The organism is Brevibacillus sp. FSL K6-0770, assembly GCF_038000275.1.
In the GTDB taxonomy this organism is placed as follows: domain Bacteria; phylum Bacillota; class Bacilli; order Brevibacillales; family Brevibacillaceae; genus Brevibacillus; species Brevibacillus parabrevis.
In genome coordinates this window covers 1,986,332-2,008,937 of the sequence record NZ_JBBOBQ010000001.1, presented here as the reverse complement: position 1 = coordinate 2,008,937, position 22,606 = coordinate 1,986,332, and the positions used below count along the sequence as shown (strand labels likewise).

General features: G+C 53.6%; 25 protein-coding genes. 12 read left to right on the top strand and 13 right to left on the bottom strand.

Annotated features, from left to right (window positions below; translation table 11 throughout):
• Positions 1-117: 117 nt before the first annotated feature.
• Both NST23_RS09770 and NST23_RS09765 read left to right on the top strand, forming a co-directional pair.
• Positions 118-681: a TetR/AcrR family transcriptional regulator gene (locus tag NST23_RS09770; RefSeq protein WP_340963602.1), complete on the top strand. Its 564-nt coding sequence runs from the start codon at positions 118-120 to the stop codon at positions 679-681.
• Positions 682-763: 82 nt separating this feature from the next.
• A complete protein-coding gene (locus NST23_RS09765) occupies positions 764-1,984 on the top strand; it encodes an MFS transporter (protein ID WP_173597428.1) in 1,221 nt (406 codons plus the stop codon).
• A gap of 154 nt (positions 1,985-2,138) precedes the next feature.
• Here NST23_RS09765 and NST23_RS09760 read toward each other — a convergent pair whose 3' ends face one another.
• The 5 genes from NST23_RS09760 to NST23_RS09740 form a co-directional block, all read right to left on the bottom strand.
• A complete protein-coding gene (locus tag NST23_RS09760; protein ID WP_122964139.1) occupies positions 2,139-2,336 on the bottom strand; it encodes a hypothetical protein in 198 nt (65 codons plus the stop codon).
• A gap of 11 nt (positions 2,337-2,347) precedes the next feature.
• Complete coding sequence (locus tag NST23_RS09755) at positions 2,348-3,400, bottom strand: DNA polymerase IV (RefSeq protein ID WP_122964140.1); 1,053 nt, start codon at positions 3,398-3,400, stop codon at positions 2,348-2,350.
• A 99-nt stretch (positions 3,401-3,499) separates the two neighbouring features.
• A complete protein-coding gene (locus NST23_RS09750) occupies positions 3,500-3,943 on the bottom strand; it encodes a peroxiredoxin (protein ID WP_122964141.1) in 444 nt (147 codons plus the stop codon).
• An 87-nt stretch (positions 3,944-4,030) separates the two neighbouring features.
• A complete protein-coding gene (locus NST23_RS09745) occupies positions 4,031-4,765 on the bottom strand; it encodes a gamma-glutamyl-gamma-aminobutyrate hydrolase family protein (protein WP_122964142.1) in 735 nt (244 codons plus the stop codon).
• 30 nt (positions 4,766-4,795) lie between these two features.
• Positions 4,796-6,421, bottom strand: coding sequence for a peptide ABC transporter substrate-binding protein (locus tag NST23_RS09740; RefSeq protein WP_122964143.1), 1,626 nt, complete (start codon positions 6,419-6,421; stop codon positions 4,796-4,798).
• Between the two features lie 108 nt (positions 6,422-6,529).
• On the opposite strand from NST23_RS09740, the gene NST23_RS09735 reads away from it, so the two are divergent.
• Positions 6,530-7,342 (top strand): serine hydrolase, encoded by an 813-nt coding sequence (locus tag NST23_RS09735; RefSeq protein WP_122964144.1) that lies wholly within the window; start codon positions 6,530-6,532, stop codon positions 7,340-7,342.
• 99 nt (positions 7,343-7,441) lie between these two features.
• Here the strand turns inward: NST23_RS09735 and NST23_RS09730 are convergent, their stop codons facing one another.
• A complete protein-coding gene (locus NST23_RS09730) occupies positions 7,442-8,740 on the bottom strand; it encodes a phytoene desaturase family protein (RefSeq protein ID WP_122964145.1) in 1,299 nt (432 codons plus the stop codon).
• A 182-nt stretch (positions 8,741-8,922) separates the two neighbouring features.
• Here NST23_RS09730 and NST23_RS09725 point away from each other — a divergent pair, with 182 nt between their 5' ends.
• Positions 8,923-9,609 (top strand): M15 family metallopeptidase, encoded by a 687-nt coding sequence (locus NST23_RS09725; RefSeq protein WP_173598596.1) that lies wholly within the window; start codon positions 8,923-8,925, stop codon positions 9,607-9,609.
• A gap of 57 nt (positions 9,610-9,666) precedes the next feature.
• Here the strand turns inward: NST23_RS09725 and NST23_RS09720 are convergent, their stop codons facing one another.
• From NST23_RS09720 to NST23_RS09710, 3 genes are all read right to left on the bottom strand, one after another.
• Positions 9,667-10,797, bottom strand: coding sequence for a virulence factor (locus tag NST23_RS09720; protein WP_173597431.1), 1,131 nt, complete (start codon positions 10,795-10,797; stop codon positions 9,667-9,669).
• A 101-nt stretch (positions 10,798-10,898) separates the two neighbouring features.
• Positions 10,899-11,759, bottom strand: coding sequence for a GNAT family N-acetyltransferase (locus tag NST23_RS09715; protein ID WP_173597432.1), 861 nt, complete (start codon positions 11,757-11,759; stop codon positions 10,899-10,901).
• Between the two features lie 19 nt (positions 11,760-11,778).
• Positions 11,779-12,537 (bottom strand): DUF4931 domain-containing protein, encoded by a 759-nt coding sequence (locus NST23_RS09710; protein WP_063231335.1) that lies wholly within the window; start codon positions 12,535-12,537, stop codon positions 11,779-11,781.
• A 196-nt stretch (positions 12,538-12,733) separates the two neighbouring features.
• On the opposite strand from NST23_RS09710, the gene NST23_RS09705 reads away from it, so the two are divergent.
• Both NST23_RS09705 and NST23_RS09700 read left to right on the top strand, forming a co-directional pair.
• Positions 12,734-12,970, top strand: a complete 237-nt coding sequence (locus NST23_RS09705) for a hypothetical protein (protein WP_122904675.1) — start codon at positions 12,734-12,736, stop codon at positions 12,968-12,970.
• A gap of 84 nt (positions 12,971-13,054) precedes the next feature.
• Positions 13,055-13,417 (top strand): L,D-transpeptidase, encoded by a 363-nt coding sequence (locus NST23_RS09700; protein ID WP_173598597.1) that lies wholly within the window; start codon positions 13,055-13,057, stop codon positions 13,415-13,417.
• 57 nt (positions 13,418-13,474) lie between these two features.
• Here NST23_RS09700 and NST23_RS09695 read toward each other — a convergent pair whose 3' ends face one another.
• From NST23_RS09695 to NST23_RS09680, 4 genes are all read right to left on the bottom strand, one after another.
• Positions 13,475-13,696: a hypothetical protein gene (locus NST23_RS09695; protein ID WP_122964150.1), complete on the bottom strand. Its 222-nt coding sequence runs from the start codon at positions 13,694-13,696 to the stop codon at positions 13,475-13,477.
• Positions 13,697-13,804: 108 nt separating this feature from the next.
• Positions 13,805-15,727 (bottom strand): ABC-F family ATP-binding cassette domain-containing protein, encoded by a 1,923-nt coding sequence (locus NST23_RS09690; protein WP_173598598.1) that lies wholly within the window; start codon positions 15,725-15,727, stop codon positions 13,805-13,807.
• 167 nt (positions 15,728-15,894) lie between these two features.
• Positions 15,895-16,617, bottom strand: coding sequence for an NAD-dependent deacylase (locus tag NST23_RS09685; RefSeq protein WP_340963599.1), 723 nt, complete (start codon positions 16,615-16,617; stop codon positions 15,895-15,897).
• Positions 16,618-16,704: 87 nt separating this feature from the next.
• A complete protein-coding gene (locus tag NST23_RS09680; RefSeq protein WP_340963597.1) occupies positions 16,705-17,535 on the bottom strand; it encodes a cupin domain-containing protein in 831 nt (276 codons plus the stop codon).
• Between the two features lie 196 nt (positions 17,536-17,731).
• Here NST23_RS09680 and NST23_RS09675 point away from each other — a divergent pair, with 196 nt between their 5' ends.
• The 6 genes from NST23_RS09675 (at position 17,732) to NST23_RS09650 (ending at position 22,051) form a co-directional block, all read left to right on the top strand.
• Positions 17,732-18,517 carry a metallophosphoesterase family protein gene (locus NST23_RS09675; protein ID WP_173597437.1) on the top strand — a complete coding sequence of 262 codons (786 nt, stop codon included), beginning with the start codon at positions 17,732-17,734 and terminating at the stop codon, positions 18,515-18,517.
• A 147-nt stretch (positions 18,518-18,664) separates the two neighbouring features.
• On the top strand, positions 18,665-19,093 hold the full coding sequence (locus tag NST23_RS09670) for a disulfide oxidoreductase (protein WP_063231328.1): 429 nt from the start codon (positions 18,665-18,667) through the stop codon (positions 19,091-19,093).
• A 3-nt stretch (positions 19,094-19,096) separates the two neighbouring features.
• Positions 19,097-19,567, top strand: coding sequence for a thioredoxin family protein (locus tag NST23_RS09665; protein ID WP_122964156.1), 471 nt, complete (start codon positions 19,097-19,099; stop codon positions 19,565-19,567).
• A gap of 165 nt (positions 19,568-19,732) precedes the next feature.
• Entirely contained in the window at positions 19,733-20,602 is an 870-nt protein-coding gene (gene ctaG, locus NST23_RS09660; protein ID WP_063231423.1) for a cytochrome c oxidase assembly factor CtaG, read from the top strand.
• A gap of 49 nt (positions 20,603-20,651) precedes the next feature.
• Entirely contained in the window at positions 20,652-21,263 is a 612-nt protein-coding gene (locus NST23_RS09655; RefSeq protein WP_063231326.1) for an SCO family protein, read from the top strand.
• Positions 21,264-21,268: 5 nt separating this feature from the next.
• Positions 21,269-22,051 (top strand): FixH family protein, encoded by a 783-nt coding sequence (locus NST23_RS09650; protein WP_242771975.1) that lies wholly within the window; start codon positions 21,269-21,271, stop codon positions 22,049-22,051.
• Positions 22,052-22,606 lie beyond the last annotated feature (555 nt).

The following is a 22,606-nucleotide window of genomic DNA, read 5'->3' as shown; positions in this document are numbered from 1 at the left end:
AAAAGCTTGCGCCGCCCCTTGCCACGGACAATCAGAGTGTGTCATAATGGCGGTACTTATAAAACTGTTTTTGTTTAAATAGTTTTCACCCGTAAGTCAGGCAGGGGGTCGCTGAAGATGAAAGACCGAATCATGAAAGGTTTTATTGAAGAGATCAGAGAAAAAGGCATGAAGTTTTCCATGGACGACCTGGCGCGCAGGCTGGGGATCAGCAAGCGAACGCTGTATGAGCATTTTTCTTCCAAAGTGGAGATTCTCGAAACAATCATCTCCCAGACGTTTGCCGAGGGCGATGAAAAAACCCGACAAATTCTCGCTGACGACAGTCTTTCTCTCCTCGATAAAATCAAAGGGGTCATGCTCGTGTTGCCGACACACTACGAGTTTTACGATTTGCGCATTCTTGAACAGATGAAGCGCTACTACCCGGAGCAATGGGCGCTGGTCGACTCCGCGCTCTCGGACGATTGGCAGACGCTGCGCACCCTGATTGAACAAGGGGTCAAAGAAGGGCTGATCGTCAACATGAACGTGACATTAGTGATGAAGCTGATCATCGACGCCGTCAATTCGACACTGGATCAGCGCTTTTACATGAAAAACCAGATTACGGTTTCCGAAGCTTTGGCGGCGATTGTCGATGTTCTGTTGTACGGCCTGATCCCTGTGGATAAAAGGTAGCCCCTTTTATTCTCTTTTTTTGCGAAAACCAATAAAACAAAAATAGTTTTTCGAGTACACGACTTGAAATGAGGTGTTCACCATGGCTGTTTTTACCCAAATGACAAAAGCGCAACGCACTGGCTTGCTGTTCGTGATTCTGATTTTGTTCATCGATATGCTGCTCTACAGTCTGTTGATTCCAATCGTCCCTTATTTTTCCGAGACGCTAAAGCCCTCCTCTACCATGATGGGCATTCTGTTCAGCAGCTATGCGGTCGCCATGCTGCTCGCCACTCCGATCTTCGGCCCGATCTCGGACCGCTTGGGCAGACGTGCCGTGCTGTTGGTCGGCCTGATTGGGCTGGCAGCTTCCACGCTGCTGTTCGCGTTCTCTGACACCATGGCCTTGTTGATTACTGCCCGCTTCGTGCAAGGGATTGCAGCGGCTGCGACTTGGCCGACCGCTCTCGCCCTGCTCGCCGACCTGTTCCCTCCGAAAATGCGCGGAGCGGTCATGGGAACGGCGTTGACCGCTATTTCTACAGGCACTTTGCTCGGCGCACCGATCGGCGGCTGGCTGTTTGAGATCAGCGATCACCGGATGCCGTTTCTCGCCGCTGCGGCCTTTACGGTCATCAACATCGTGCTCGTCTTTTTGTTCCTGAAGGAAGAAGCGGCTCGTACAGCCAGCGAAAAGCTTGCGGTAGGCGGATTTTTGCGCAATCCACAGGTCGTCTTCATCGCCGGAATCGTCCTGCTGGCGGAAGTATCGCTCTGTCTCTTGGAGCCGACGCTGCCCGTCTTTTTAACGCAAAAGTTCAGCATCACCCCGACTGCGATCGGCTTGCTGTTTGCAGCGATGACTTTGGCCTACGGATTGATTGCCCCGGTAGCAGGCTCGCTGTCCAACCGTTTTAATCCGTATAAGCTGATGTTCGCCGGAATCGTCATCCTCGCTGTCTTCATGCCTTCACTGGTATGGGCTGGCTCGCTGTGGCAGGCGGGAATTGCGATGGCGCTTGTCGGCGCAGGCGTAGGCTTTACGCTGTCACCCACCCTCCCGACTTTGGGCAGCATCATCGACCAAGGGGGAAGCGGCGCCTATGGCACAGCCTACGCTTTGTTCAACATGTTCCACGGGATCGGCATGGTAGCCGGGCCGTTGGCAGGCGGCATTTTGACGGATTTGTTGCCTGTATCGTCTGCCATCCTCGTTGTGGCAGCAGCCGTGCTTGGCTTCGGCATCATGCTGTTCCTCCAGCTCAAAGCGAGTGGAGCCGTGCGAGTCTCTTCGTCAAAAGGCGAGATGCATTCGTCTTAATGTCTAAAGGAAACGCACAGACGAATGCTGCGGCAGCGACTGGGTGACCGAGCGACCGATTGACCAAGCCACTGACGAAGCAACCACATGCTCCAGCCAAACAAACAACACCCCCGCTGTCACGCTAGTACGTGGCCATCGGGGGTGTCGTCTTTTATTCGCTATCGAACGGTTGTTGTCTCGTCTCCATCAGGCGCTTGACCCGCTCCGTCGGAGTCCAGCACTGAAAACGGTAGTCCGGCCGCGTCTCGTACGTCAGCCGCGAACAGCGATAAGTCACGCCGCCGGGCGCTTTTTCCACGCGAAAATGCGTACAGGTCGCACAACAATGAAACGGGTTCTCCTCGCCCATTGCCCCTCCTCCTATCTCCCCAGCTTCCAAGGAAACATGGACAATTGCTCGTAGCGCTCCTGTTTCGGCTCGGCAAAATTGGAAAAGCCAACTCCGACCAGCCTGACACCCGGCGAGTAATCAAACGCATCGAGCAAATCGTCCAGAAGTTCTTGCCAGTTGGCCCCTGCGACTGCCTTGTGCTGTTTCGTCCGTTGCGTAAAATCGGCGTACTTGATCTTGAGCGTAATCGTCTGCGGCTCGACCCCATCCTGGCGCACGTCCTCTTCGACTTCCCGCAGCAAGGAATAGGCAATCGGCGCGATCGACTCGCGGTCATACAAGTCAAAAGACAGTGTCGTCTCGCGGCTCGTCGACTTCGGTGCGCGGTCCATCACGATCTCCCGGCTGTCTTCCCCTCTGGAGCGGTCGTACAGCGAGCGGCCAAACTTGCCGAACAGTTGCACGACCTCGTCCAGAGACAGTTGCCAAAAGTCCTCGACCGTAGCAATGCCCTTTTTGGCGAGCAATTCCTGCGATTTTTTTCCGACGCCGTGCAGCGTTCCGATCGGCAAAGGGCGCAGTACGTCCAGCGCCTGCTCGGGACGAATGATGACAAAAGCGTCCGGCTTTTTCAAATCACTGGCGATTTTCGCCAGCGACATATTATAGGAAAGACCGATACTACAGGTTAATCCTGTCTCCCGTTTGATTCGCCGCTTGAGCTCGCGCGCGACGGGAACGGCATTCTCGTAGTCCGTGACGTCCAGGTAGGCTTCGTCCAACCCGACCGTTTGGTAACGCGCCGTATAGGAAGTGAAAATCTCCCTGACTTCCGCCGATTTCTCGATGTAACGCCCATAGCGGACGGGGAGGTACACACCTTGCGGGCATTTTTTTCGCGCCATCGCGACAGGCATGGCAGAGCGAACACCGTACTTGCGCGCCTCGTAGCTGCACGTCGAGACGACGCCGCGATTGGCTGTTCCCCCGACGATGACCGGCTTGCCGCGCAACTCGGGGCGGTCAAGCTGCTCTACACTGGCGAAAAACGCGTCGATATCCAGATGAAGGAATTTTTTCATAGCGGATAACCACCAAACATACATTCTCATTTGTACTTGTATTATCCTTGTTTTGGCCCTTCAATGCAAGCGGATATCTCCCCAACCGCCGTTCGCCCGTTATTGCTCTTGCGCTTCCATGACCCGAAGCAGCTCGGATACGGGAGGATTGCCTTTTTTCGCGTAGACGATCGTCCCGTCTTTGCCGATGATATAGACGATTCGCTGCTGGAAAAACAACCCGAGGATTTTTCCTACATCATATGCCTCGCGAATTTTTTGGCCTTCATCGACGATCAAAGGAAATTCATACTGAAATTTCGTTGCAAACGCCTGCTTTTTGTCCAGTTCACCCGGATTGATGCCAAACACGACCGTATTTTTCTGCTGCAATGTGCCGTAGTTGTCCTGAAGGGCGCACAGTTGCTTCGTGCATACCGGGGTATCATCTCCCGGGTAAAAGACCAGCACGATCGTTTGCTTGCCTACATAGTCGCGCAAATCGACCGGGCCTTTTGTGCTTTTGGCGGAAAAGAAAGGGGCTTTTGCTCCAATTGGCAACATTTCACTCACCTCTAAGCCCAGTATACATCGAAAATCGTTTTGCGATTGCAAAAAGCCGCCCTGCGCAAGTGCAGAACGGCTTTTCGTTTAGTTGGCTTGCAGCTTTTGCTGTTTTACCCGGGCAATAAATGCCTGGGCGATTTTAAACATCTGGCTATCGTGCGACCACATCCGCTCGGGATGCCATTGCACACCGATGTACAGCCCGTTTTGACTCTCAATCGCTTCAATCACTCCGTCAGCCGCGCATCCTGTCATCTGGAAGCCTGGCGCTACGTCCTTGACTGCCTGATGGTGGGACGTATTGACCAACACTTCTTGTTGTCCGAGAGCGTCCGCCAAAAATCCCGGTTGCAGCGTGACTTTGTGTGCGCCGTACTGGCGCGAGCCTTTTTGCGCGTGCTGGAAGGCTCCCGGAACCTGGCTCGGAATATCCTGGATGAGCGTGCCGCCACACGCTACATTCAAAATCTGCATTCCGCGGCAAATGCCCAAAATCGGCTTTTTCAGCTCCAGCGCCAGCTTGATTACCGCAAGCTCGGCCAAGTCCCGCTCGTATTCGATATCGCCCAGCCCTTGCAGCGGTTCCTCCCCGTACAAGTGAGGGGCAGGATCATCTCCGCCCGTCAAAATCAGGCCGTCGAGCGACTCGACCATTTCCCGAAACGGCGCTTCCTGTACCGTCAAAAGCGGCAGGATAAGCGGTATCCCGCCTGCGCGGGCCACTCCGTCCACATAGCCTGAGCCGACGTAAAAAAATTGATCCAGATTGTTATTCGGGAAATACATTTTCGTACACGCGACACCAATAATCGGACGCACGCAAAGTCACTCCCTTATCGCTACCTTGGTTTATTTGACGTTTGAAGCGTACTTGAAGTCGATGAACCCGAGAGCGTCCACGACGACGTCTTTTACGCTGTCTTGCTTCACCCACGCATAGGTGAAATAGTAGATCGGCAATGCAGGCATTTCATCCATGACGATGGCGTCCGCCTTTTGCAAAATTTCTTTGCGCTTTGCCAGATCGCCTTCCTTGGCAGACTGGGCAAGCAGGTCGAGGAACTCTTTGTTCTCCCATTTCGATGTGTTCAAGCCGCCCTTGAATACTTCCAGGAAGTTGATCGGATCGTTAAAGTCGCCGATCCAGCTGGCGCGGCCGATCGTGAAGTTGCCTTCTTTCATTTGCTCGCGGTGGACTTTGTTCTCTTTGTTCACCAGCTTGACTTCGATGCCAAACGCTTTTCTCCACTGATCCTGGATCACAGTGGCAATACGCTGGTTCACTTCTGTCGTATTGTAGGCGATCGTCAACTCAGGCAACTGGGTCAAGCCTGCTTCCTTCATTCCTTCGGCCAGCAGCTTTTTCGCTGTTTCCACGTCGCCATCCTTGATGTAGCCATCCGGATTGAGCGCCATGGTTGGCGGGAGGATTCCCAGCGCTGGCGTGCTCTTGAACGGCACTACGTTTTCCGAGATTTCCTTGCGGTTGACAGCAGTTGCGAACGCCTGGCGAATTTTTTTGTTGTCGAACGGCTTTTGCGTCGTGTTGAAAATGTACCAGTACGTGCCTGCTGTCGCCTGGGACTGCATTTTCCCGGAATTTTTCAGCGAGTCCAGCGCATCGAGCGGCAAGTCGCCGAGCGGAGAGCCAGCCCAGTCCAGATCGCCTTTTTCGAACATGGACAGCTCGGTATTCGCATCTTCAATCATGTTGATCGTCAAAGTAGACAGTTGCACAGCGTCTTTATCCCAGTAGGAGTCGTTCTTCGCAAACTCGATCAGCGATTTGTGCTCCCATTTTTTCAGGACAAACGGGCCGTTGCCGATGTACGTTTCTGGCTTCGCAGCCCAATCCTTGCCGGCTTCGACCGCCTTTTTATTGACTGGGAAATAAGTGACGGACGCCACCAGCTCAGGGAAGAATGGAGCCGGATTTTCCAGTGTCACGACCAATGTTTTGTCATCGGTCGCCTTCACGCCGACATCGTCCGCTTTCGCCTTCTTGGCGTTGAACGCTTCCCCGTTTTTCAAATAGTACAGCTGATACGCATAGCCGGACGCTGTCTCGGGATCGAGCACCCGTTTCCAGGCGTATTCAAAATCGTGGGCCGTAACGGGATCGCCGTTGGACCATTTGGAATCGCGCAGATGGAACGTGTAGGTCAAGCCATCAGCGGAAACTTCGTACTTCTCGGCGACCGCCTCTTTCAGCTCGCCTTTTGCATTCAGGCGCAGGAGGCCATCAAATGCTGCACGGGCAACAGACATCGAAGGGATATCTTCTGCCAGTCCAGGGTCGATCGTGTTCGGCTCACCTGTGTTCAGGTTGACCTGCATTGTTTGCGGCGCGCTTTTCTGCTCCTCTTGCGCACCTGGCGCTTTCTCTGGCGTGCCGGCTTGCGGCGTTCCACAGCCAGCAAACACCAAGCTGGTCAGCAAAACGGCGCAAAATGATAGATTCTTCAACTTTTTCACAACAAAACCCCCGTCTTTGGAATAATTCTTCTTGATTGTTAGGAGCATGACTAAATAATATTATCTTGAGAAAATTTTGTCTACACGAATAAAAAGGAGATGGGTTTGATGCTATCCAGTCTGTTTACCCCTGTTTCAGAACTTTTGGAAGCTGCTGGCGGTGAGTGGGGAGTCTATCTGGAAGATTTACAGACAAACGAAAAGCTCGCGATCAACGAGAACGAACGGTTTTATGCGGCAAGCGTCATCAAGGTGCCGATCATGACAGCCGTGTTCGCGGAAGCGTATGCCGGAAAGCTCGCTCTCGAAGACAAAATCAAGCTGCGCCAGGAAGATCTCGTCGGCGGGGCAGGCGTTCTTCAGCACATGACACCCGGAACCGAGTTCACCGTGTACGATCTCGTCACCTTGATGATCATCCAGAGTGACAACACAGCCACGAACATGATGATCGATCTCGTCGGGACAGACAGCATCCGCAACGCCATGCGCAAGACAGGCATGGAAAACAGCTCCTTTTACAACAAACTGATGGTCGTGCCCGCCGAACTGGAAGGCTACAACGAGATTACAGCAGCAGATATCGGCAGCCACCTCCGCTATTTGGCGACTGGCAAAGTCATCTCCTACGACAGCTGTCTGAAAATGATTGCGATCTTGAAGCAGCAACAGCATCGCGACCGTTTTCCGTTCCTCTTGCCCGATCCGGATGGCGAGATCATCGGCATGGTTCCCAAATGGGAGTTCGCCAACAAGACAGGCTCGGTTACCAAAATCACGCATGATGTCGGAATTTTCTACACAGGTCCGCACGCGATCAGCGTCTCCCTGCTCAACAAAGGTCTTGCGCAAAAAGATGCAGCTGCTGTCATGGCCCGCATCGGCAGTCTTTTGTATGACGCGTACGGTCCAAAAGCGTAGCTTGCCACTGCCCGCCCGCTTCGTCTGGCGGGCTTTTCTGCGCCCACGCGAAAAAACGGGTCTTTCCTCTCGCAACAAAAAGGAATGACCCGCTTACTTTTACTTATCTTTTTCCAAAATCAGGTTGGACACTTGCCATGCGCTGGAGAAGGACAGCTCGGACAACTGGCCTTGCCCTTCACACCAGTCTCCTGCAAAGAACAGGTTGCGGTAGTCCGGGAAGAAGGTCGGCATTGGCTTTTGATTCATCGTCCATTTGATCTCCTGTACCACTGCGCGGGCGGAAACACGCGGAACAACCAATTGCTCGCGCCAGCCCGGGAAGTGCTTGTCGTACAGGTTCTCGATCTCTTGCTTGCGGATATCTGCCGCTTCCTTGTTGCCGACGTCGGCCTGACGCATGTACGCAGTCGCCTGCAACAGCTGTCCGCCCTCCGGCACACAAGTGCGGTCGTAGTAAGAGATGTCGGTGATAAAAATATTGTTCTGCTTGTCGTAGATGTAGGAGAACGGCACGTCAATGCGCTCTTTCAAACCAATGTCGTATACCATGACGACTGTCGGCTCGTATTCCGCATGCTGGGCCACTGCGTGCTCCAGACGCGTTTCTGCGAATACTTTTGCCAACTCTTTCGGCGGAATACAGCAGACGAACTCATCAGCCGTAAACTCGCCCTCCGGCGTCACCACTCCAACCACGCGATCGTTCTCTACGAGGAACTTTTCTACTTTGTTCTTGAGCATGATGGTTCCCTGGTTTGCTTCGATCACGCGAACAAATTCGTCGATCAGAGCTTGCCAGCCGCCACCGATATAAGCTACAGGCTTGTTCGTGGTGAACAAACGGCTGTAGTACGTGAAGAACACATCCGACGGAATTTTTTCCGGTTCACGGGTAAAGAAGTTGGAGGAGGCGAGTGTCAGCATCATATCTTGCACTTCTTCGCTGACATGCTTTTTTTCCATCCACTTTTGGATCGACATGTGCGGATGGCCTTTTTCCACTTTGAGCATCGTTTTCAGGATTTCAAACGTGAACAACACCTTGTCCATCCCTTTGAGCAGCTTTGTTTGGAAAAGTCCTTGCACGTTGGAAGGAACCGCAGTCAGATCGCTTCCGATATCGTACTTCGCTTTTGTCGGATTGAAATCTTGCCAGTCAATGTTGAGTCCGAGTTCTTTTTCAAACGTTCTCAATACAGAGCTGTCGCGAGCATAAATGGCGTGAGCACCGAAGTTGAAGTTAAAGCCTTTGATCTTCAATGTAACGGCACGTCCACCCAATTGTCCGCGCTCCAAAACTAAAACTTTTTTACCTTTAGACGACAGGTAGGCGGCACTGGAAAGACCAGCCAGTCCGGCACCTACAATAACAACGTCATAGTGATTGGTTGTCATACACAATCTCCCCTACGCACTAGCGATGTTGATTCATGAGCTAAACCCTACAATAGAATAAGGGATGGATAAGGTGGAAGTCAACTATTATTGAACTGTGTCTATTTTTATACTGTCTGATACCATTTTTTACCTAGATCGGCTGTGCTATGATGAAGAAAAACGCAAAAGGTGGTTGCCACATGGACTGGAATACCCCGATTCCTCCGGCGCAAAAAGAGGCAGACACGCTTCCTGCCATCTGTGAAAACAACGATCCGCTCATTTCTCTCAAGCAGTATGCCCCACAGTTCGAGGTATATCCGGCCTACCACATCCAGGAATTGGACGGAGCCACGGCGGATTGCCTGATCAGAAAAGGGGTCGCAGACAAGCTTTTGCAAGCCGCGAAGCTGCTCCCGCCCACTCTTCGCTTCGTCGTGCTGGACGGATACCGCCCGATCCGGGTGCAGCAAGCCTTGTACGATCGTTTCAAAGCGCAGCTTCTCGCCCAAGGCTTCGTCGAAGGCGAGGAATTGTACACGGAGCTGCACCGCTTTGTGGCCCGCCCCACGCACGATCCGGCAAAACCGCCGCGTCACCTGACCGGAGGGGCCATTGACCTGACGATTGCCGGGCCAGACGGCTGGCTGGAGATGGGAACCGCTTTTGATGACTTTTCACCGCGCGCCTGTACGCGCTATTTTGAAAGCAACGAACTCACTGACGAGTCCGACAGACAAGCGCAGGCCAACCGCCGCTTGCTGTATGCGGTGATGACAGGCGTAGGATTCACCAATTACCCAGACGAATGGTGGCATTTTGACTACGGCAACCAGGCATGGGCGGCTCAAACCGGGCAGGCATGCGCCATGTACGGCGGCGTGTAGCTTGCAAGCAAAAAACTCTATCGCGGCTTCCCCGAATCGGAAGCCGCGATAGAGCGATTAGTCGTTGCGTCTTGTCATCTGCTGCCAAACTGTACCGCTGGCAGCTTCTCCCCGTTCGATCCGCTGTACAGCCATTTGCACCTGCAAGCTGACTTCGAACTCAGGATCGTTCTGGGCAGCGTGCAGGGCTTCCAGGGCTGTCTCGTCGCCTACTTCAAACAAATAGCGAGCGGCACGCCAGCGCACCAGCTTGTTCCGATCCTTGAGCGCCTCACACATCGGCCCAATCGCCCGGACATCGCCCAAATCGGACAGCGTGTCGCCAGCCGTCCTTCTCACGGAGACGGAGTCGTCCCGCAGCGCCTCGAACAACAACGGGAACACATTATCGCCGCCCACCATGCCGAGGTAGACGACAGCCAGCCTGCGAATGGAAGGCTTGGGATCGCGGAGCGCTTTTTCCAGGACAGGCAAGTCTTCCTCTGTCGGCTCCATCCGATCCAGCGCTTCATAGCGGTTTCGCCAATCCGGGTCGTCCAGCATCTCAAGCGTGACGACTTTTTTCTCGCGCTCCACTTCTTGCGGCGCTTCCCCAGGACCAAGCAGCATCGCCTGCTGGACGATTTCCTCCACGCGGCTTGGCGGGTAAGTCGCATCGACCTCTTGCGCTACTTCTTCGCCAATTTCGCGCAAATCGCCGTAACGCACGCCATGCTCCACCCATTTTCGCTCCATGATCAAGTTCGGCGAAGCAGATCCAGCCTGTACAGCAGCCTGTCCGAATCGCTCAGGCAGAGCTGCGCGAATTTGCTCCGTTCCCATCGTTACTTTCACTTGCATCGGCACGCCGCGAAACATCTGGACGAATACTTGCGCCTCGCCGTAGGCTCCCGCCTGCTCAGCGGAGACGACAGGAATTGCCGTTCCTTTTCCTGCCTGCAAAATCTCCCGCGCTTCTGTCAAAATGCGCTGCCAGTCTGCATTCGACTTGCGCTCCAACGCCAGGAAGTCCGCCGTGTGAAAAATCGACGTCACTCCGTCAATGGCGAGCAGCTCCTGCATCAGTTCCGGCGCTTTCGCTGCTTCCGCCTTTGTATAAACATGTTGCACGCCGCCTGGCAGAGTCTCGTCCACGTTCAGCTTCATCACGTTCGGACTCGGCGTCGGTTCGATCGACAACAGTTTCATCTTTCGTCACTCCTTTTTCCGCAATGCTACCTCTCCCCTATGGTAGCACGGAAGCTCCTGCGTTTGCCAATCCGCAGGTGCAAGCAAAAGCAGTTTGCCTGCTACAAATTCAGCCTGTAGTAATCGTTGGCAGACTTCACGACGAAGCCGCAAGATTCGTACAGCCCCAGCGCCTTGCTGTTCTCACAGGCGACTTCCAGAGAGACGTGCTTGTAGCCTTCCTCTTCGATCAGCCGAATCGTTTGCGCCAACGCCTGACGGCCGTAGCCTTTGCCTTGATGGTCGGGATGGACGCAAAATCCGTAAATGAACGCCTTCGCATCTTTGCGGCTCACACTGATTTTGCCGACCGCTTCCTCTTCTACAATCACCAAGTATGTACGGGAGTTGAGATCGCTTGCCATCATCTCGGCCATCTCTCGCACCTGTTGTTCTTCCATTTGAAAACCGTGCACATTGAGTTGAATCAGCGTCTCGTAATCGTCAGCCGTTTCCGGGCGGATTCGCAACGTGTCGTTACAGGTCTGACGCCCGCCCTCGCCCAAGTCCATCCAGTGCTCCGAATGTTCGTACGTCGCGCCGATTTGCTGCATGTACGCTGCTCCGGACTGCGAGTTGTGCTGGACGATAAAGAGGAGCGAAGGAATTTCCCGTTGTTTGCACGCTTCTTCGGCAGCTCGCTGCAAACTGGAAAAAATTCCTTTTCGGCGATAGTCAGGGTGTACCATCCCGCTCGCTTCTGCCTCTTTCCTGTGGAAAACGTACAAGCCGAGGAATCCGACCAGTTTGCCGTCCGCGTAGCAGAGAAAATCTTCTGTATGTTTGCCTGAGCGGTTTCGCAGCATGTCCGGGTTGATTTTCAGATCAATCCCGTCATGTTCGTTGCATAATCGAACCAATTCGTTAATTTGCGCCAATTCCTCTGCGGTCAATGTTTGTTTCGCTACGATCTCGTATGTCAAAAGCCTCGCTCCTTTTTCGTTAAAAATAATGCCTTCTCATTTCTTCGATCATTTCATCCAGGTTGTTTGCCACTTGCGGAATCGTGTAGCCGACGTACAGGGGCGACGTCACAAAGCGCGGGATGGCTTTCGCAATCAGCTTTTCTTTCCATTGATAAAAGAAAAAGTTGTAGCTCTGGTTGCGCGGATTGACGTGATGCAAAATCCAGTGCGCCAATATTTGCAAGTATTCGGCCATTTTGGGCAGCCGATCCAAGTCCTCCAAAATGACATTGTATTCAAAAAAGCCCGCTCGCGGATGCGTGGAGAGCGTGCAGGAAACCCCTGCTTCCTTGTCGATCGTAATGCCCATAAAGTCGCTGTCCTTCACTTGCGAGCGATAGTCGTAGCCAGTCAGGCCGACAATCTGCATGTGCGGATGGCGAATGCTCCCGCCGGAATACGGGCCGTGGTTTTTGAAAAACAAAACCGAGCGAAAAGAACCGCTTCTCTCCATCTCCAGCCATTTCTCGACGCCAAAGGAGAGCAAAGCGTGCACATGCTCCCGGGAATACGTCGACCAGTCGCCGTTGCACTCCTCTGATTCAATCAACACTGTCTGATGCGTGTCTTGCAGGACGGGAAATTTGTTCATCAGCCAGATCATGGAACCTCGCTGCTCCAGGACGTCAGTCAAACTGCCGCGATCACAAAAAGGACACGCTGTTTCCCGATTGATTACGCTCTCCGGCTTCTTTTTTCCGATGTGCATGTTAAAGTGCAAATGTGTCTGCGCCATACAAAGCGTCCCTCCATTTTCTGGATACTTTCACTTTACACTGAATTGTTTTGAAAATCATGCCGTAATTTCGCTCGCGGCACATTTTGGCCACAGAGAAAGCCTATTTTCCTTGATCTACGCGCTCGTTTCTTTTTTTACCCCAAATGGGTTGCATATAATGGGAGCAGTGAAAACCGGAAAGGTGTTGGATGCGATGGAAAAATCATTCTATTACCCGGTGAGCTGGAGCGAAGCACACCATTACAAGGCACTGCTCGATCAGGAGGGCGTTCCTTACGAGATTCAGTCTCCGCTCGACCTGCCCATTTTGGAAGAAGGGAAGCTGGCGATTGTCTTCCCGTCCATTCCGTTGCGTCTGTACGCCTGGGTGCGCACCTTGTTCTACCGCGACGGCTTGCGCTACCCTGATACCTTTTCTTCCTTCCGCTAAAAAGAAACCCGCGTACCTCTCCCGCCATCTCACATACGATAGTAGCAACGTTGTCGAGGGCGGCTGCCAAAGGGAGGTGAGGGAATGCCTGCATACAACATTCGCATCTCGATCAGAAGGCTAAAGCTCGATTTGTACGACGGCAATACGTTGATCCGCTCCTATCCGGTTGCGCTCGGCAAGATCGCGACGGAAACACCTCGTGGCGATTTTACGATCATCAACAAGGTTCCTTATCCCGACTCGTACCCGGGAGGACCGCTCAGCGTTTTCGGAACATACTGGCTGGGGCTGAGCAAACCTCATTACGGCATACACGGCACAAACAACCCATCCTCGATCGGGCACTACGTCTCGCACGGCTGCATTCGCATGTACAATCAGGATGTCAACGAACTGGCCAAAATCGTTCCCATCGGCACACCTGTCCGAATCCGCCTGCAATAAATGGCCGCGTGCACAGGCAAAGACCCGCCTCTTCATTTTCGAAAAGGCGGGTCTTTTTTACATGAGGTGCTTATCCGTTTCATCGACCGTTTTTTGGTCATTCGTCTCCAAGTATACGAGAAATCTTCTGGCTTGCTTGTACATAATCGAAAGCGTCATTTCCCTGATTTTGTTCATGATCGCTTCTTTGTCCTTCGGATGGACTTCACAAGCGAGCCTTTCTTCTTGCAATACGAGGTAAGACATCACCCATTCCGGGTCCAGCTTATAGGCAGGCAACGACAGCGACTCCTCTACTCTAGTAATCCTCTCTAGTCTACAGGAGATCGGCGTTGCTTTCCCAGCCTCAATAACTGGCTAGACAAACAGAGATTGGCACCCTGCCAATTACTTCCCTTGCTCCAACTCTTCGATCAGGGCAGACAACTCCGCCCAGCGCTCTACTGCCGCTTCCAGATCGGCAGTCACTTGCTGTTCTTCCGCAAACAGCTTTTCTACCTTGCCGTAGTCGCTGCCCGCTCCGGCAATTTCTTTTTTGAGCGTCGCGATCCGTTCTTCAAGAGCTGCAATTTTGCCTTCGATCGTATCCCAATCCTTCTGATCCTTGTACGAAAGCTTTTTCGTGCGGTTGTTGCCGCGCGTCGCCTGACTGCTCGCCTGCTTCTCGACGGATGGCTGCTGCCCCACGGAAGCTGTTGCTGCTGCGGTGTCCTCCACTCGCTTTTCTTCCAGATACTCGGAGTAATTGCCGATAAAATGGCGAATTTGTCCGTCTCCTTCAAAAGCAAACAGGTGGTCGACCGTGCGATCAAGGAAGTAGCGGTCATGGGAAACCGTGATGACCGCGCCAGGGAACTGCTCCAAATAATCTTCCAAAATGCTGAGCGTCTGGATATCGAGATCGTTGGTCGGCTCATCCAAAAACAGCACGTTCGGCTCGCCCATCAACGTGCGGAGCAAGTACAGCCTGCGCCGCTCGCCGCCAGACAGCTTGGCAATCGGCGTCCACTGCATGGCTGGGGAAAAGAGGAAACGCTCCAGCATTTGCGAAGCGGTAATCGCCTCGCCGTTGCTCGTCGTGATTACTTCTGCCGCTTCCTTCACATACTCGATCACGCGCAGCTTCTCGTTCATCTCCACGCTATCCTGCGTGTAGTAGGCGATTTTCACCGTCGTCCCGATATCGATCGTCCCGCTGTCAGGCTGGATTCGTCCGGCCAGCATGTTCAACAGCGTCGACTTGCCGCTGCCGTTTGGCCCGATGATCCCCACGCGATCACCTGGCAGGACGATATAGCTGAAGTCGTTGATAAGACTGCGGTCGCCGTATCCTTTTTGCACGTGCTCGATCTCGATGACCTTTTTGCCCAACCTGCTTGCACCAAGCGCCATCTCCAGCTTGGCTGTCGGGCCTTCCACGGTCCGGTCGCGCAGCTCCTCTGCCCGCTGGACACGCGCTTTTTGCTTGGTCGTCCGCGCTTTGGCCCCTCTGCGCAGCCAGGCCAGCTCGCGGCGCAACAAATTTTGCCGCTTGTCTTCTGCTGCTGCCTCATTTTCTTCCCGCTCGGCTTTTTTCTCCAAAAACGTGGCGTAGTTGCCTTCGTAGCTGTACAGCTTGCCGCGATCCAGCTCAAACGTGCGGTTCGTCACCCGGTCGAGGAAGTAGCGATCGTGCGTGACGAGCAGCAAAGCGCCCTTGTAGCGGGACAAAAATTCCTCCAGCCACTCTACCGTCTCATTGTCGATATGGTTCGTCGGCTCGTCCAAAATCAGCAAATCGGCTGGCTGAATCAGCGCCCGCGCCATGGCTACCCGCTTGCGTTGGCCCCCGGACAGCTCTTTGACTTTTTGCGAAAAGTTGTGCAGCCCGAGCTTCGTCAAAATCGTCTTGGCCTGCGTATTGCTCTCCCACGCATCTGCTGCGTCCATCCGCCCTTGTACAGCGAACAGGCGCGCCTGCTTTTTCTCGTCCTGGGGATCTGCCTGAACGGCTTCCAGCGCGATTTCGTACTCACGCAGCAGTTGAATCAGCGGAGACTCTCCGTAGAACACTTGCTCCAATACGGTTGATTCCTCATCAAAGCTTGGGTTTTGCGGCAAGTATTCGACGTGAAAATGGTTGGCGTGAATGATTTTTCCGCTGTCTGGCGTATCTTGTCCCGCCATGATGCGCAACAGCGAAGACTTTCCTGTACCGTTGACTCCGATCAGCCCGATCCGTTGCTGCTCTGCGATATGGAAGGAAATATGATCAAACAAAATTTTGTCTCCGTAGCTTTTGGAGAGGTTTTCTACTGAAATAATTTGCATGGTCTTCACCTGTACTTTTCTATTTGCCCTCTCCAGTTGAAAGGGATGCTATCTTATGATCGTACCATTTTTTTCGTGCAAGCTCTAGGATTCTCTGCCCGGTTCCTGTCCGGCATGCAAAAAAGCAGGCGCACTTCACTCGTCGTGAGTACGCCCCGCCTGTTTGTTCAGCTCGTCAGCCATCGCTCGGTTTGCGACAATAGCTCCCCTATTTTCTGGTCGCGCACCACAAAATCCGCCCAGTCATCGAGCGGCGTCGGCTCCTGATTGACAATTACCAGTCTCGCCCCGCTTTCTTTCGCTCGCTGGGGAAACCAGTTAGCCGGACTGACTGTCAGCGAGGAGCCGAGCACGAGGAACAGCGAAGCGCTCTCAGCCCACTCGACGGCTTGCTCAACCTGCGTCGGCGGCAAAGCTTCTCCGAACAAGACGACATCGGGACGGACAAAGCCTCCGCACGCACACCTAGTCCCGTCTGCCTGCAAATACCGCTCGCTGGAATAGCGCTCCTGGCAACGAATGCAGCTAACCGTGCTCAATGTGCCATGCAGTTGCGCCACTGCCTGGCTCCCTGCCCGCTGGTGAAAGCCGTCTACATTTTGCGTGATAATGCCTTCGACCAGCCCGCGCTGCTCCCATTTTGCCAGCAACTCGTGTCCTGCATGCGGTTGGCAGGACAGCAACCCTTCGATCCGCTTGCGGTAAAAAGCGGCGAACTCGTCCCGGTTCTCGCGCATCGCTTTCGTGCTGGCGAGCTGCTGGGGGTCCAATCCGCGCCACAATCCGGTCTGGGAACGAAAATCAGGCAGGCCGCTTTCGGTAGACATGCCTGCACCTGTAAAGACAATCGTTCGGGGTGATTGTTGCAGCCATTTGGCCAGCGACTCCATCTGCATCCCTCCGCTTTTTTGCTCTCATTGTAAAAGAGGAAAAAGGAAGTGTACAGCAAATAAGGAGTCTTGTGTCTCGTACGTCAGCTAATACGTTCCGGCATATCCATATTGCTGCGGATAAGACGCCTGAGGCTGAGGCTGTTGCTGGAGCTGAGGCTGGCTGGGCGGATAATACGTGTACCCGGACAGTTCCGGATAGTGCGTGTACTGTCCGTACTCCGGCGCCTGGGCATAAGCGGCGGCATCGTAGTAATAGGAGCTTGTCGGCCATTGGCTGGAATAGCCGTAGTGCGGAAGCTGGCTGGACGGGCTGTTCCATTGGTTCGTGCCTTGGTTTGCGCCCGGATTCGAGCCTTGGTTCGCTCCCGGATTCGCCCCTCGCTGGCAACCAAGCGGCGGACCGATGACAACGGTTCTGGTGATCGGAGCAAAAGTGTCCTTGACCTTCGCTTCGTCCAGGCAGTACGTGTGCGCCCATACGCTTGCCGGGGTCAGTCGCAGGATGTCGGAGCCAAAGATCACTTCCGGCACCGGAGCGTCAAAAACGGCTATCAGATGCGTATCGTCCGTCAGGGCAATCTCGTAATGCCACCAGCCCTGCGGCACATTCGCCACTTGCCTCGGCTTGATATGGAAAGTAAGCAACTGGTTCGTGAATGGATTAATAATGGAAACGGCTGCCTCGCCGGACACACAGTAAACCAGTTCGGAAGCGTTTTGATGAATATGTGGCTCAATCACGTTTCCAGTCGTCAAAAAGATGTCGAGCAGCGAAGTGTTGCCCAGCGTGTTCAACTGCTGGATGCCGAGAGAATCGATGAAGTTGCCCGCGTCTTTTCGAAAAAACGTGTTGTTGCGCATATCGTACGTAAATTGCGTATTCGGCGAAGTATAGTCCCGATAAGTGGTAGCCATCTGTCCCGTCTTCCCTCCAACGTTCTGGGTATATGTCTCATAGGTATCCATATTCCCGAACGCCCAGTTGGTGCGCCTATGTTTTCAACAAGGCAGCCTGGATTCAGCTCGCACGGCTCGTTGCATTGGCACTCCCTCTCCTGATCGGCATATCGTAATAAGAGTCGCGCCAAGTCCTCATGGGAGGTGAGTGGAAGTGGCCACCTATTTCGTCTCGGACATTCACGGCCAGAACCAGGCATTTCGCAGAGCATTGCGCGATGCCTCCTTTTCCCCGCAAACGGGAGATCGTCTCTATGTGATCGGCGATATGATCGACCGCGGCCCGGAATCGAAGGAAGTGCTGTTCGACCTGTTTACCTTGCAAAAGCAATATCCAAACCAGGTCTTTCTCCTGAAAGGCAATCACGAGCAGATGCTGGAGGATTGGCTGAAAGGACAAGGAAACCCGGAGCTGTACTTGCGTTACAACGGCGGAGATGCCACGATCCGTTCGCTCTTGGGAAACCACCCTCTGCGCCGGGCTTTTCTCCATTCCATGCCATCCAGCGCCGAACAGGAGGAAGCTCGACGGCTGATTCAGAGCGAGTACCCGGGACTGTTGCCCGCCTTGTCCGCCTTGCCGTTGTACATGGAGCTTCCAGCCGATCCGCAGACGGGAGCGCCCGCTGTTCTGCTCGTCCACGCGGGCATTCGTCCCGGCATTCCGCTGCGCCAGCAAAATCCAGAAGATCTCCTGTGGATTCGCGAGCCCTTCTACCTTTATTATGAAGGAGACAGGCCAATCGTCTTCGGTCATACCCCGGTGCCTCGTTTGCCTGACTATGAAGGCTATGGTCCCTGGCGGCGCGGCAACCTGATCGGCATCGATGGCGGTGCCGCTTATCGGCGAGGAGTATTGTTGGTAGAGTGGCCCTCTCTGCAATCGATCTTTGTCCCTGTTGGCGACGTCCAGCCTGCCATGCAAGTACGCGTCATCTGACGGCGACACTACCTGTAGCCCTAGCGCTTCGGGTAGCGCCTCTATCCTGTTTTTGGTACAAGCACAAGCCTTTCCCTTTGAAAAATTGTTACTTTTTATAATCTACTTCCGAATCGTAATATGGTAAGATATGAACGAGGTGTTGTTATGAAACGTCAACAAGTGATGGAACAATCCATGTTTGCGGCTTGGGGCTTGTCCCTGATTGCCACGGCTGGAAGTCTGTTTTTTTCGGAAGTATTGAAGTACATACCGTGTGATTTGTGCTGGTACCAGCGCATCCTGATGTATCCGCTCATCATTTTGCTCGGAGTGGCGTCCGCGAAAAAGGACTACAAAATGTCCTCGTACGCCTTGATTCTCTCTTTGATCGGCGGCTGCATCTCCCTCTATCATTACTTGATCCAAAAGGTTCCCTTCCTGCATGAGCTGGGCAACGCTTGCGGCATTGTCCCCTGCAATACGGACTACATCAACTGGTTCGGGTTTATCACCATTCCTTTTCTGGCGCTGGTCGCATTTGCTTTGATCAGTATTTTGCTGTTCATCGTCATGAAAAACGCAAAGGAGAATTGATGCATGAAAAAGATTATTTTCCTGTCTATCCTGGTAGCAGCGCTCTTGATCGGCGCAATTGTGTACTCGGATATGTCCAACCGCCAGGCGGCTGCCGGCAATCCTTACGGCAAAGCCAACCTGAATCCGGCTACTATCGAGCAATTGCAAGACCCGCTGTACGACAACCTGATCATGCCGGACGAGCTGAAGAGCAAGATCGCGGGCAAAGAAGACTTGTACGTCTACTACTACAGCCCGCTATGCGAGCATTGCCGCGCTACGACACCTGTTTTGGTGCCGATCGTCAAAGACATGCAAATCGACATGAAAAAGCACAACCTGCTCGAATTTAACGCAAGCTGGGATGATTTCCAGATCGAGTTCACCCCGACTCTCGTTCACTACAAAGACGGCAAGGAAGTAGCTCGTCTGGTCGGCGGCCACGAAGCCGACCAGTGGAAGAAATGGCTGGAAGAGCAGAAAAAATCATAGCGGACAAAAGGCCCCGGACGCGAAAGCTCCAGGGCCTTTTCTCGTATCGGTGACAAAACTGTGAACGAAAACAGCCAGAAATAGCCCGAAAGAGTCATTAGGCTTTTGGAAACGAATGCCTATAATGGATACTGGGTATATTCCAGGAAAACGGAGGTAATGGTGTTGACCCTTATATACTTGACCGAGACCTTTGGCTTTCGGGCGACGTGGAACCCGGAGCTTTTTCTGTTGACGGCTCTGATCGGACTGGCTTACTTTTCCTTGACAGGACCTTTGCGCCATACTTTCCCTGACGCCAAACCTGCTTCGCTCAAACAGAAACTATCGTTTTCCCTCGGCTTGCTGCTGTTTTACTTCGGCATGGGCAGCCCCTTGAATGTCGCGGGCCACTTTTTGTTCAGCGCCCATATGCTTCAGCAGTCGATTCTCTATCTCGTGATGCCTTTGTTGCTGTTGGCCGGCACACCGCCCTGGCTCATGCGCTTCCTTTTTTACCGCAAAGGGTTGAAAGGGTTTTTGCGCGTGGTCAGCCATCCGATCCCTGCCGTCCTTTTGTTCAATGCCCTATTCTCGTTTTATCACATGCCTGTTATTCTAGACATGACGATGAACAATTTGGCGGCGCACAACCTGATTCACCTGTTGCTCCTGGTGACAGCGCTTTGGATGTGGCTTCCTGTAATCGCTCCCATCCCGGAGATCCATCGGCTGTCCGAGCTGCAAAAGCTGGCTTATATTTTTGCCAACGGCGTGCTGATTACGCCAGCCTGTGCGCTGATCATTTTCTCCGAGTCGGCGCTTTACGAGACGTATGTAAACGGACCTTCCATGCTGTGCGCGCCGTTTTTCTCCGCTCCGATCGACAAATCGATGTTCGCCGTTCCCCTGCCGCCGTTGGAGGATCAGCGTCTGGGCGGAATCATCATGAAGCTGTTGCAGGAATTGACGTACGGTTCCGTGCTCGCTTACGTCTTCGCAGCCTGGTACCGGAGAGAGAAAGACCAGCCTGACGATGGACTGATGCCGCAATAACCGTCCGCGAGTTGTTCTGCCTCGCCATTTGAAAAAGGAGGAATCCGGCGTGCCACTCACCCCAACTGCCGCCACTCGACTCAGACGGCTCGTGCTTTTGTTGCCGCTCTTTGTCCTTGCCGCTCTCATCGCTTCGTGGCTTTGGCTCACCCCTTCGGAGGTCTCAGCCAAGTTGCCGGATGCACAGCTGCAAACTTTGGATGGAGCCGCCTACTCCCTCTCTCCCAAGCCGGGAACCGTCCGGCTGGTCGAGCTGATTTATACTCGCTGTCCCGATATTTGCCCTACCACCACGATCAAGATGGTGCAGTTGCAAAAACGTTTGCAGGAAGCGGGGGTTATGGGAAAAGGCGTCGACTTTTTGACGATCACGATCGATCCGCAAAACGATACGCCTGACGTCTTGCGCTACTATGCCCGACAGCTCGGCATTGCAGAAGACGGCTGGACGATCTTGCGCGGCGACGAAGAGACGATTCGCACGGTGACGAGTTCCCTCGGCTTTTTTGCCAAAAAGACGGATGACGGGTTCATCTCCCACACGTCAAGCACCTATCTTGTCGATCAAAACAACGCGGTTATTCGCAAATTCGGCATGGGGGAAGATTTTGATCCCGAGCAAATTTATCAAGAGTTGTTGAACTTGAAGAAGGAAGGGTAACGCAAATGAAACGCTTTTTCACGCTGTTCCTGTCCATGCTGACCGTTCTGGCTGCGGCATGCTCCAACCAGAATGACCAGGGGATGGAGGCTGCTTCCGGCGCCCCTGTGGACGCCGCATTTACGCTGGAACCAACGGAGCCTGTAGCTGGAGGCACGATTACGTTTTCGGTCAAGGTGACCCAGGAAGGAAAGCCGGTAGATGATGCGCGCGAAGTATCGTTTGAATGGTGGAAGGATGGCCAGGAAAAGCATGAGACGATCCCGGCAAAGCTCGTAGCCGACGGCGTTTATACGGCGCAGCAGACGATCAGCGAGCCTGGCTCCTACTTTGTCTACTATCACGTCACCGCCCGCGACTTCCACAACATGCGCAAAACACCGTTTACGGTAAAAGCGGTAGACAGCAACTCCCCTGCTGGCGTTAACACGTCGGAGCAGACAGCAACAGGACACGAGCATCACGGCCAAGCCGCTTCCGGTGAAGCGCATGCGCCAAGCGGAGTCGATTTTCACCTCATGCCGCCAGACGAGCTTGCAGCGCAGTCAGAGGCAGCGATGCTCGTTCACCTGATGAAAGACAACCAGCCGTTCTCAGGCGGCACGGTCGAATTCGAATTTTGGACGGGAAATGAGGCCAAGCACAGCTTCGTCGATGCCAAAGAAAGCAGTGCCGGGCAGTACGAAGGCAAGCTGACCTTTCCCGCTGCTGGCGACTACACCGTGAAAGTCCATCTGGAAAAAGGCGACATTCACGACCATAAAGATTTTGCGGTCACCGTCAAGTAACAGCGCGCTGCCTTGCCTGCGGCACACCGCAAACAAAAACGGCCATTCCCTGAACGCGGGAAGGCCGTTTTGTTTTGATCAGCATGTAAAGTAAGCAATCCGATCCAGTTCCAAACCGTAGTATTCCCAGCGGTTTTGTCTCCAGCGATAGCCAGTCACGGATGTACGGCCGATGAAAACAGGGTAAAACCAGAAGGAACGACCATTTTTCAGCCAAATATACGTATAGCGATATAAGCAGGGATAGAAGCCGCCCGGTTCAATTCGCCTTGTTCCCCCATACCCTCGCGATCCCGGTGAGCTGGGCGTCCTGCCTGGGGGTGGACCTGGTGGTGGCGGAGGAAAGCCTCCAGATGAACCTCCGGGTGGTGGCGGCGGCGGTGGATAACCTCCTGGGGGATACTGATATGACATGACGTTTCACCTCCTACAAGTCTCCCTATAAGAGATGCAGCAAACGCACAGATGGACTGTGCGTTTGCCCGCGGTCATTCACCTATTTTTTCCGCTACTGCCTCTGCCTGCTTGTGTCGCGCTCATGAAAAAAGACGGTGC

Coding starts and splice junctions, on each gene's coding strand:
- NST23_RS09770 (WP_340963602.1), top strand. CDS start 118: ATGAAAGACCGAATCATGAAAGGTTTTATTGAAGAGATCAGAGAAAAA.
- NST23_RS09765 (WP_173597428.1), top strand. CDS start 764: ATGGCTGTTTTTACCCAAATGACAAAAGCGCAACGCACTGGCTTGCTG.
- NST23_RS09760 (WP_122964139.1), bottom strand. CDS start 2,336: ATGGGCGAGGAGAACCCGTTTCATTGTTGTGCGACCTGTACGCATTTT.
- NST23_RS09755 (WP_122964140.1), bottom strand. CDS start 3,400: ATGAAAAAATTCCTTCATCTGGATATCGACGCGTTTTTCGCCAGTGTA.
- NST23_RS09750 (WP_122964141.1), bottom strand. CDS start 3,943: ATGTTGCCAATTGGAGCAAAAGCCCCTTTCTTTTCCGCCAAAAGCACA.
- NST23_RS09735 (WP_122964144.1), top strand. CDS start 6,530: ATGCTATCCAGTCTGTTTACCCCTGTTTCAGAACTTTTGGAAGCTGCT.
- NST23_RS09730 (WP_122964145.1), bottom strand. CDS start 8,740: ATGACAACCAATCACTATGACGTTGTTATTGTAGGTGCCGGACTGGCT.
- NST23_RS09725 (WP_173598596.1), top strand. CDS start 8,923: ATGGACTGGAATACCCCGATTCCTCCGGCGCAAAAAGAGGCAGACACG.
- NST23_RS09720 (WP_173597431.1), bottom strand. CDS start 10,797: ATGAAACTGTTGTCGATCGAACCGACGCCGAGTCCGAACGTGATGAAG.
- NST23_RS09710 (WP_063231335.1), bottom strand. CDS start 12,537: ATGGCGCAGACACATTTGCACTTTAACATGCACATCGGAAAAAAGAAG.
- NST23_RS09705 (WP_122904675.1), top strand. CDS start 12,734: ATGGAAAAATCATTCTATTACCCGGTGAGCTGGAGCGAAGCACACCAT.
- NST23_RS09700 (WP_173598597.1), top strand. CDS start 13,055: ATGCCTGCATACAACATTCGCATCTCGATCAGAAGGCTAAAGCTCGAT.
- NST23_RS09690 (WP_173598598.1), bottom strand. CDS start 15,727: ATGCAAATTATTTCAGTAGAAAACCTCTCCAAAAGCTACGGAGACAAA.
- NST23_RS09685 (WP_340963599.1), bottom strand. CDS start 16,617: ATGGAGTCGCTGGCCAAATGGCTGCAACAATCACCCCGAACGATTGTC.
- NST23_RS09680 (WP_340963597.1), bottom strand. CDS start 17,535: ATGGCTACCACTTATCGGGACTATACTTCGCCGAATACGCAATTTACG.
- NST23_RS09670 (WP_063231328.1), top strand. CDS start 18,665: ATGAAACGTCAACAAGTGATGGAACAATCCATGTTTGCGGCTTGGGGC.
- NST23_RS09665 (WP_122964156.1), top strand. CDS start 19,097: ATGAAAAAGATTATTTTCCTGTCTATCCTGGTAGCAGCGCTCTTGATC.
- NST23_RS09650 (WP_242771975.1), top strand. CDS start 21,269: ATGAAACGCTTTTTCACGCTGTTCCTGTCCATGCTGACCGTTCTGGCT.